The organism is Solidesulfovibrio sp. C21 (assembly GCF_047785625.1).
Lineage (GTDB): Bacteria > Desulfobacterota > Desulfovibrionia > Desulfovibrionales > Desulfovibrionaceae > Solidesulfovibrio.
The window spans coordinates 1-9,838 of the sequence record NZ_JBLODY010000107.1; the positions used below are offsets into that span (position 1 = coordinate 1).

The following is a 9,838-nucleotide window of genomic DNA, read 5'->3' on the forward strand; positions in this document are numbered from 1 at the left end:
GAACTAAAACCCCGCTAAAGTTTTTGAAGGGGGTCCAGGGGGAAACTTTTTTCAAAAAGTTTCCCCCTGGCCGCCGGAGGCATCCCCCCTTCTTTTATTCCTACCCTACTCTACCCTACTACCACTTCTTGGCGCGCTGGGTGGCCAGGGCCTCGGCCTGTTCCTTGTAGGAATCGAACCCGGCCTGACGCAGGGCGTCGAAGACCGTGCCGGACCAGTCCCAGGTGGCGTAGAGCACCGGCTTGTGGAACAACCGCCGGAAGCTCTCCATCTCCTGATGGTAGAAATGGGCCTTGGCGCTTTCCAGATTCTCGCGCAGCTGTTCGGCGAGTCTGGCCATTTCGCCGTCGTACCAGTCCTTGATGTCGGCGGCGGTGTCGTATTTCTTGACGATGTGCTCGTACTTGTTCTCGATCAAGACGGCCTTGAGGCGTTCCAGGTGCTGGGTGCCCAGCCATTCGCCGAGCCGGCTGACCGGGATTTCCTCGGACTCCACATGGGCCAGGTCGAACTTCGTGCGGTAGTAGGTGTCGGGCACGACCGAGGCGCATACGATGCCGGCGATGGCGACCAAACCGCGCAGGATGATGCTGTTGGAAACGCCCTGGCCGCAAAAGCCCACCTTCTTGCCGTATTTCTGGCCGGCGAAGATGGTGACCAGAAGCGCCCAGACCACGGCCGGGTCCTCCTCGTCATAGATGTGGCGCAAGGCCGGGTTGTCGCGGTCGGTGCCGAGCACCATCTGGGTCATGTCGTTGGAGCCGATGGAGAAGCCGTCGAACTCCTGGATGTACTGCTTGGCCAGGATGGCATTGCTCGGGATCTCGGACATGATGAACATCTTGAGCCCGTCGTCGCCGGAATGGAGGTTGTGCACCTGCTCCAGGTAGCGCTTCATGGAGGTGGCCTCCTCCACGGTGCGCACGAAGGGCAGCATGATATGCAGGTTCTTGCCGCCGAAGATGCCGCGGGCAAGCTTGAACGACTCGATCTCCCAGTCGTGGATGTTGCGCGACACGCCCCGGTAGCCGAGCATGGGGTTGTCCTCCACGGTCTCGAACAGGTTGCCGCCGAGCAGGTTTCTGTACTCGTTGGACTTGAAATCCGTGGTCCGGTAAAGGATGGGCTTGCCGTGGAAGGCCATGGCGAAAAGCCCCAACCCCTGGGACAGGGTCTGGACGTAGAGTTCCTTGCCGGAGCGGAAGCCCCGGGAGAAGAGCTGCTTGCGAATCTTGGCCAAAAGCGCGGTGAGGTCGTCGATCTGGCCCTTGATGCCGATTTGCCGCGCGACTTCCTGGCGCATGGCCACGATCTTGGCCAGGGTATCCTTGATGATGGGCTCTTCGGCCACGGCGGCCACGCGATCGTCGATATGCGCCTTGATCTCGTAGCGGCGCTTGATCGCGTCGGGATCGACGGCCTTTTCCTGGAGCTCGTCCCAGTAGCCGAGCACAATGGCCACATGGGTGGCGAGGTCGGCCGAGGTCTTGAGCAGGTCCAGGCGGCGGGTGACCTCTTCCAGGTGGTGGTCGAGCTTCTTCTCCAGTTCGCGGATGCGACGGTGCACGGCCATGACCTCGTCCGTGCCCCGGGCGCCGGCATGGTCGGCCAGGGCGTCGAGCTCGCTGGTCAGGCCGGTGATGAGCCCCACGTAGCTGCGAAGCTTGATCTGAACGTTGATGTAGCCGGCGGCCAGCTGCTCGCGCACGATCTTGGTCAGCTTGGCGTCGAATTCCTTGACCTTGCTTTCGATCAGCGCCGGCAGGGTGCCGTTGTCGTAGGCCTCGAGGGCCTGGGGATGGACGCCGATGTTGCCGAGCATGAACTCGGCGCGAAGCAGCCCCACCTCGAAATCGGAAACGGTGCGCAGCCGCGACAGGAAAAGAGCCTGTCCCACGTCGGCCAGGATCAAGCCGACCTTGGTCTTGGTGGGCGGCAGCTTGGCGATGTCCATCTCGCCACCGACTTCCTCCAGGGGCAAAAGCCCGCGGTAGACGCAGCCGCGCGAACCGTCGACCGTGACGTACTGCCCGTCGAGGGCGCGCAGGGTCTCGGCGCGCTGGATGCCGATGACGGCCGGGATGCCGAGTTCACGCGAGGTGATGGCGGCGTGGCTGGTGTCGCCGCCGGCATCGGCCAGGATGGCCGAGGCCACGCGCATGCCCGGCACCATGTCCGGATCGGTGCGCTCGGCGGCCAGGATGTCGCCCTTCTGAATCTTGTTGAGTTCCAGGGCGGAACGCAGAAAGCGGACCATGCCCTGGCCGGCCCCGCGCGAAGCGCCGTTGCCCTCGAGGATCACCTCGGCCGTGGCCACGGCCTTTTTCTCCACCTCCATGCGGCGCATGAAGATGGTATGGGGATGGCGATCGAGTTCCTCGTTCCAGCGCGTCTCGGGCCGGGCCTGGACGAACCACAGGCGATCGGACTGGTCGATGCAGAACTCGGTGTCCATGATGCAGCCACCGTAGGCGGCGCTGATCGCCCGCACGCCCCGGGCCACTTCCTCGGCCTGGGCCAGAGACAGCGCCCAGCGGTAGGCCTCCTCGTCGCTGACCTTGACCAGCTTGGTGCCGCCGGCCTCGTCGTAGACGATCTTTTTGTCCTTGTAGCCCATGTTGCGGATGACGACTTCGGACCCGTCGTCCCGCTGAAAGACATAGAGCTTGTCCGGGGTGACCATGCCGCCGACCACGGCCTCGCCGAGGCCATAGCTGGCGTCGATGGAGACGAGGTCGTTTCGGGAGGTGCCCCGGCAGCCGGTGGCCGTGTCCGCGGCAAAGGCCGTGCCGGAGATCACGGGATTGATCATGCGCATGATGCACACGGACAGCGAGGTGTTCTCGATGGCCCATTCCTGCTTGGCCGTCTCGGCGATGGAATTGTCGCCGGTGCGCTCGGCCAGGGCCACGGCGTCGAGAATGGCCTCGCGGCGGTAGGTCATGGAGCGCAGGTTATAGGCCGAGGCGCAGTCCCACTGATAGGCCGTGACCGCATGGGCGGCGCCGACGATATTGAGATAGGTGTCCTGCAAGCCGGCGAAAGCCTTCTTGCGGCTGTCCTCGCCGGCGGCCGAGGAACGCACGGCCACGGGCACATCCTCGAGACCGGCGTCGCGGCAGATGTCGTTGTAGGCGTTGGAGACGGCTTCCCGGACCTCGGCCGGCATGTCCACGGAGAGGATGGCGACCTGGACGAGCACGGAGCGTTTGCGCAGTTGGTCGATGCCTTCGGGAGAGGTGGCGAAGCCCTCGACCACGTTGTTTATAAACGTGCGCAGCATGATGGAAGAACCCGAGGCGTCGGCGATCTTGGACTTGGCCTCATCGGCCAGATCGCGCACGAGGTTCTTCATATATTCCGGGTCACTGTTGACATCTTCGTCATTCCAGTTGACGCGGCGATAGCCTTCGTTGACCACCTCGCGGATGAGCGCCGCGTTGACCCGGGTCTCGTCGAGCACCCGGTGGAAGGCCACGGAGGACACGGCCCGAAACTGGGGCGCGCGGATGCCTCCGATCTGGCTTATAAGGGCGGTATTGTAGTTCTTGCCGCCGACGAGAATCTCGGCATCCTCGCCCATGCCGACAATGTCGGCGCCCGTGAGGATGATCGTCGTGGCGGTATCGATGGCCGCGCCTTCCTTTTTGGCGGACGTGGCGTCGTCCTGGCGCGGTTGGTCTTTGGCTTTGGTATGGGCCATTTTCCCCTCCTTGATATCTTCCGGCTCGGCGCGCCGGTCCGGCCGGCCGCCGTCAACATGTTCGTGGCAGCGATCACACCTCTTGGCCGCAGTTGGGGCAGAACTTGAAACGCTCGTCGGGCAGGGGCTGCCGACACGACGGGCAGTCCTTGGTGACGGGTCCCAGTTCCACCAGCAACTCGCCTTCCTTGACAGGGACCATCTTGCGGTCGTTGGCGTAATCGGCGCTTTTGAGCACCCGTTTGACCGTGGCGTCCAGAGGGGCGGCCACGGATTTCTCCTGCTTCATGACCGAGATGTTGAAAAGCTCTTCCCCGGCCTTGACGTAGTCGTTGGGACTGACCTGCATGACCCACAGATCGCCGGAGACCGGCGCGCCCACATGGTAGGGATTGTTCGGGTCGGCCATCTCCACCTGCGGCGCGGCGCCGCCCTGGGGCGCGGCCACAGCCACGCGGTGGCTCAGGATTTCCGAATCCAGGGCGTAGCGCACAGTGGCGGTGCCGGCTTCATCGGGGCGCGAGATGTTGAGTATGGACATATGATGCGGCTTGCCCTGGCTGTCGCTAAACAGCAGTTCCTCGCCCGGTTCGAGACCCTCGAACCAGACGTCCAGGGGAAGTTTGTTAGGATCGCCGAATTTCTTGCGAAATTCAATAGTCTTTAAGGCATCGCCCGGATGGTTCAGATACAGCACGAATTCCTCGTCCGTGGGTTCGCGACCGATCTGGCCGGTGAGCGCCGCCCGCTCCGCCGCCATGTCGACTTCGCCCAGGGCGTCCAGGGGCGACTCCTCGGTGCGCTCGGCGATGGCCTTCTTCCACTCCGCGCCAAAAGCGCTTTCGTAGACCCAGTCGGGCGGGAAGCCAAGAGGCATCTTGCCGAACTTGCCGAGCAGCAGGTTGCGGAAGGCGTCGTTGCAGTTGGCGTATAAAAGCAACCGGTCATGCCGGGCGGCCTGGGTCAGGCATTCCTCCGGCGTTTCGGCCACGGCCTCAAGCACTTCGAGCATGTCCTTGACCGCCCGTTCGCCGCCGGCCTTATAGGCGCTGGTCACGGCCAGAAAGGCCGTGTTCCAGGTGATTTGCGAGCCGGGGGTGACGTCGTGGTAGCGCACGATCTTGCGGGTGCCGGCCAGGAACTTGAGCATATAGGGAAGCAGATGGATGTAGCCCTGCTTCATGGCCCCTTCCTGGGACGAGGACGTGGCGCCGCCGGGCATGGCGTGCTCGACCACGTCGTAGTCGATGCCCTGGAAGTACGGGGCGGTGTAACGGTCGTAGTAGGGCATGATCTGCTTGAGCACGAAGTTGGCGGCCCGGATCATGTCCCTGTTGTCCTTGTTCAGGGCCACGGGCACGCCGAGATCTTCCTCGATGTAGGCCGCGGTGGAAAGGACTTCGCCCTGGCCGTACCAGCGCACGGAAGCGCCGATGGCCGTGTCCACGATATGGCAGCCGGCCTCGGCCGCCGCCCCCACCGCCGGCACGAAAAGGCCGTCCGTGTAGTGGCGATGGTAGTCGAGCACCAGTTCCGGGTAGGCCTTGCGGATGGCTTTCACCATCTCCCGCACGAAGCGCGGCGGGCACATGCCGGCCATGTCCTTGAGGCACAGGATGATGCTTTTCGCCGCCTTGGTCTTGGTCATGCCGCCGGCCTTGGCGATCTGGTCCAGGATGGCCTCGAGCACGCCCATGTAATGGTGCACGTCGAAGCCCTTGGCGAAGGAGAACGAGATGGCCGGCTCGAAGATGATGCCGGGGCGCGACAGAGCCACCTCGGCAAACGGGTACATATTATCGATATGATTGAGGAAATCGAAGCAGCGGATAATGTCGTAGTGCTCGCAGATCATCTCGCCGGTCAGCCGCATGAGGTTTCGCGGCTGGGGCTTGTAGCCAAGCACGTTGGTCGAGCGGATAAGCAGCTGCTTGAGGGTCTTGGGCGCGAACTGGTTCCACTGGGCCGCCTCGGTGAAGGGGTAGGTCATGTTGGCCATCATGGCCACGTGGAAGTGCGCGCCGCCGCCGTTTTCCAGGGAAAGAAAGCCACAGTTGTCGAGATAGGGCCCGACCATCTCGTCCTCGGCCAGGCGGAAGCGGTTGCCGCTGTTGGACTGGGTGATGTCGCGGGTGGTCGTGTCCACGAAGTGGACCTTGCCGGAATCGCGCACGTAGTCGAGGATGCCCTGGCGGTCGCCGCGCGGATAGGGGCTTTCGTGCTTGCGGAAATCGACTTCGGGCAGGTGGGGCCTGAAGCGGCCCAGGCGGTAATCCTCGCGTCCCCGGTATTTGCCGAGCATGACGTGGGGGTTGTAGCCCCGGGCGGCGATGTCGGCCACCAGCCACGACAGGCGAAGCGCCTCGGGCTCTTCGTCGCGGTAATTGAGCAGGTACGGATTGGCGGCGATGAACTTGGTGTCGAAGTCGCCCTTGACGAAATCCTGGTTGCTCAAAATCTGGCGATGGAACGGGATCGTGGTCTTGAGCCCGCCGATGATGTACTCGCGCAGCGCCCGCTCCATGACCGCCACCACCTTGGGCCAATTGCGGCCATAGGCGATGAGGAGCGCCCCGGCCGAATCGTACTGGGTGGGGAACTCGTAGCCGGCGGACAGGCAGGAATCGAGGCGGATGCCCTGGCCGCCGGGGGACAGGTAGCGGGCGATGAGCCCGGCGTTGGGCGTGAAGTTCTGCTTGGGGTCCTCGCAGTTGATGCGCAGCTGCATGGCGTGCAGAAACGGTTGCGTATCGCCGCAGTTGAAGCGCAGCTTGCCGCCGAAGGCGATATTGATCTGCTCTTCCACCAAATCGACGCCATAGCGACACTCGGTGATGCCATGCTCCACCTGCAACCGGGTGTTGACCTCGATGAGATACGGTTCGCCGTCGGCGTCGACCAAAAATTCCACCGTGGCCAGGGAATAATAGCCCGTCTCGCGCACCAGCCGCTCGGCGTAGTCCTTGAGGCGCTGGCGCAATTCGTCGGTCATGCCGCGCCAGGGCGAGGGCGTGATCTCGACGAGTTTCTGGTGGTTGCGCTGCACGGAGCAATCGCGCTCGTCAAAGGCGAAGATATTGCCGTGCTTGTCGGCCGCCACCTGGATTTCGATATGGCGTACGGACGTAAGCAGCTTTTCCACGAACAGGCGCGGATTGCCGAACGAGGCCTGGGCCATGGCCGAGGCCTTGGAAAAAGCGGATTCGAGCTGGGCTTCGGAATAAATTTCGTAGATGCCCCGGCCGCCGCCGCCGCCCTCGGCCTTGAGCATGATGGGAAAGCCGATCTTGGCCGCGATCTCGCGGGCCTGGGGGATGGAGACCGACCCCTCGGAGCCGGGCACGACCGGGACGCCGAGATCCATGGCGATCTTGCGCACCTCGACCTTGTTGCCGAGCTTTTTCATGGCCTCGGCCGAGGAGCCGATGAAAATGATGCCGGCCTCGGCGCATTTGCGCGGGAATTCCTCGTCTTCCGAAGCGAAGCCCCAGCCGGGGTGGATAGCTACCACGCCGTGGGCCTTGGCTTTTTTGATGACACCGTCGATATCGAGGTAGGCCCGTGGGTCGGCCCCCAACGTGATGAGCTCGTGAGCGCCGGCAGTGGCCGGAGACGTCATGTCCACATCGGTGACGGTCAAAACCGGAATGGCGTGGAGCCGTTCGCGAATGGAACGCAACACCCGCCGGGCGGAGATCCCCCGGTTGGCGACGAGAATCTTTTTCCCTTCCACTTCGGAAAGGACTTCAAGGAACGTCTTGGCGATCATGCTGTCCTCTCACCCCAGGGGGCGACCAATCCTATTGTCACGTGTGACTTTCCGGCGGGGGCCGGCTATCAAAGGAGGGAGATGCTCCCGCTTAGAAGCGTCATATCCTGCCCGGGGCCCTGATCGTCACGCCGCAACCGAAGCCCCCCGTCCTCGGTCAAACCAACGATCCGCGCCCGAAAACCGTCCGCATCGCTCTCACGCACGAGTACTTCCCGCCCCATCCAGGCCAGCCGGCCCTCCAGGAAGCGGGACAACTCCCGCGCGCCCGATACCGCAACGCACTGCCGATAGCAGGTTTGCCCGGACTTCACAAGTTCGGCCCACAGCGTAACAGCGCCGGGGACCTCGCCAAAAGCGCCAAGCGCCGCCGCCGGGGCGGCATGTTCCCGGCGTAAAAAGGCCGCTTCCGGGGCACTTGACAGATTGATCCCGATGCCGGCCACAACCGCCCCGCCCTGCTCTTCGAGCAATATGCCGCCCACCTTGCAACCGCCCACCAGCAGGTCATTGGGCCACTTGACCCGGGCCGCGAGCCCCTTGTCATAGAGCGCATCGGCCAGACAGGCCCCGACAACCACCGGCGCGGCGCTCCCGAGCGGGCCGGTATCGGCAGGCCAGGAAAGCGCGGCATAGAGGTTTCCCGGCGGGGAAACCCAGCCCCGACGCATCTGGCCCCGGCCGCTGGTCTGGGTGAGGGCCAGCACCGAGGAAAAGGGCGGTAAAAATCCGGCCGCGACGAATACGCGGGCCACATCCAGGCTCGAGTCGCAGCGTCCCACGCACAAAACGGCATCGGCCACCTGGCCGGCGTCCCCTTCGGCCACGAGCCACATGCCGGCGGCGGGGCCATACTCCGGGCCGAGGGCAACCTCGCGCCACGGGGCCAGCCGCGCCATGTCGGCGGCCCACAGCGGATGGGAACCTGCCAGAATTTCAGGAGAAAGTTTTCCGGCCAGCTCCGGCGCGCCGTCGCGCCAAAGCCAGATGCCCCCGCCCGAGAAGGGGTTTTGCGGCATGGAGCCTTCGCCCCCTGGATTTTTCAGGCTTTTTGGGCCAATGTCCGCACCGGAGTCATGCATGAAACGGTATCTCGTAGGCGGCGCGGTCCGCGACATTCTGCTGGGCCGCCCTGTGATGGATCAGGATTACCTTATTGTCGACGCAACGCCCGAGGCGTTTATGCGAAGGTATCGGAGAGCCCGGCAAGTCGGCAAGACCTTTCCGGTTTTCATGCTCGGCAGCGCCCAGTACGCCTGGCCGCGCGGCGGGGATATCCATGAGGATCTGCTGGCCCGGGACCTCACCATAAACGCCATCGCCATGGGCGATTCGAGCCATATCGCCGGCCGGCTGCACTTCCATCCCCTGGCCCTGCCCGATCTGCGCGACCGGATCCTGCGCCCGTGCGGCGAGATGTCCATGTTCGACGATCCGCTCCGCGTCTTCCGGGCTGCCCGGTTCGCGGCCTCGTTGCCCGATTTTTCGCCCCACCCGGAACTGATCGCCCAGATGCGGGCCGTGGCCGCCTGCGGGGCGCTTGACGACGTTTTCGCCGAACGCGTGGCCCAGGAAGTACGCAAGGCCCTGGACGCGGCCAAGCCCTCGCGCTTTTTCAACCTGCTGGCCGAAACCGGCTGTCTGCTGCCCTGGATGCCCGAGCTCGAAGCCGCGCGAAACGTGCCGGCCGGACCACCCGAGCATCATGACGGCAGCGTGTTCGCCCACCTGTGCGATCTGGTCGACACTCTCGCCGGCAAGCCCATCGCCGGCTGGATGGCCGTATGCCACGACCTGGGCAAGACGCTGACGCCGGAAAGCCAGTGGCCGCGCCACCATGGCCATGACGACGCCGGGGCCGACGTGGCCGAGGAACTCGGCAAACGGCTCAAGCTTCCCAACCGGGTGCGCGAGGCCGGCGTGGCGGCGGCAAGACTTCACATGAAGGCGGCGCACTACGGGGAGTTGCGGGCCGGCACCCGGGTGGACATGCTGACCTGGCTGCACAAGCACGAACTGGTCGAGCCGCTCTTCGAGGTCGTGGCCGCCGATTGCGGCACGGACGTCTGGCCGCTGGCCCAGCGGGACCTGCGCCTCATGCTCTCCGTGCACCTGCCCGGCAAACAGCGCATGCGCGGCCCGGTGTCCGGCGAGAAGCTGCGCAAACTGCGCTGCCAGAAGCTGGCCGAGCTGGACCGGCAACGCGGGGAAGAAAGGTCGGATAAAGAAATGCGAGAGGGGGACCCTTTTTGAAAAAAGGGTCCCCCTCTCGCGCTCTCCCCTCCCCAAAACTTTTCAAGGGGTAAGCGGGGCGGCGAAACTTTCGGCCGCTCTTCGCCATGAAAAAGCGAGGGCTGCTTGCAGCC

The 9,838-nt window shown here is 64.2% G+C and carries 4 protein-coding genes; 1 reads left to right on the forward strand and 3 read right to left on the reverse strand.

Annotation, left to right across the window (positions count from 1 at the left end; all coding sequences use genetic code 11):
- Positions 1–118: 118 nt before the first annotated feature.
- The 3 genes from ACMZ6R_RS19000 to ACMZ6R_RS19010 form a co-directional block, all read right to left on the reverse strand.
- On the reverse strand, positions 119–3,703 hold the full coding sequence (locus tag ACMZ6R_RS19000; protein ID WP_416114446.1) for a PEP/pyruvate-binding domain-containing protein: 3,585 nt from the start codon (positions 3,701–3,703) through the stop codon (positions 119–121).
- 73 nt (positions 3,704–3,776) lie between these two features.
- Positions 3,777–7,472, reverse strand: coding sequence for a pyruvate carboxylase (locus ACMZ6R_RS19005; protein WP_416114448.1), 3,696 nt, complete (start codon positions 7,470–7,472; stop codon positions 3,777–3,779).
- 68 nt (positions 7,473–7,540) lie between these two features.
- Positions 7,541–8,491 carry a biotin--[acetyl-CoA-carboxylase] ligase gene (locus ACMZ6R_RS19010; RefSeq protein ID WP_416114450.1) on the reverse strand — a complete coding sequence of 317 codons (951 nt, stop codon included), beginning with the start codon at positions 8,489–8,491 and terminating at the stop codon, positions 7,541–7,543.
- A 61-nt stretch (positions 8,492–8,552) separates the two neighbouring features.
- On the opposite strand from ACMZ6R_RS19010, the gene ACMZ6R_RS19015 reads away from it, so the two are divergent.
- Entirely contained in the window at positions 8,553–9,725 is a 1,173-nt protein-coding gene (locus tag ACMZ6R_RS19015) for an HD domain-containing protein (protein WP_416114452.1), read from the forward strand.
- Positions 9,726–9,838: the final 113 nt, after the last annotated feature.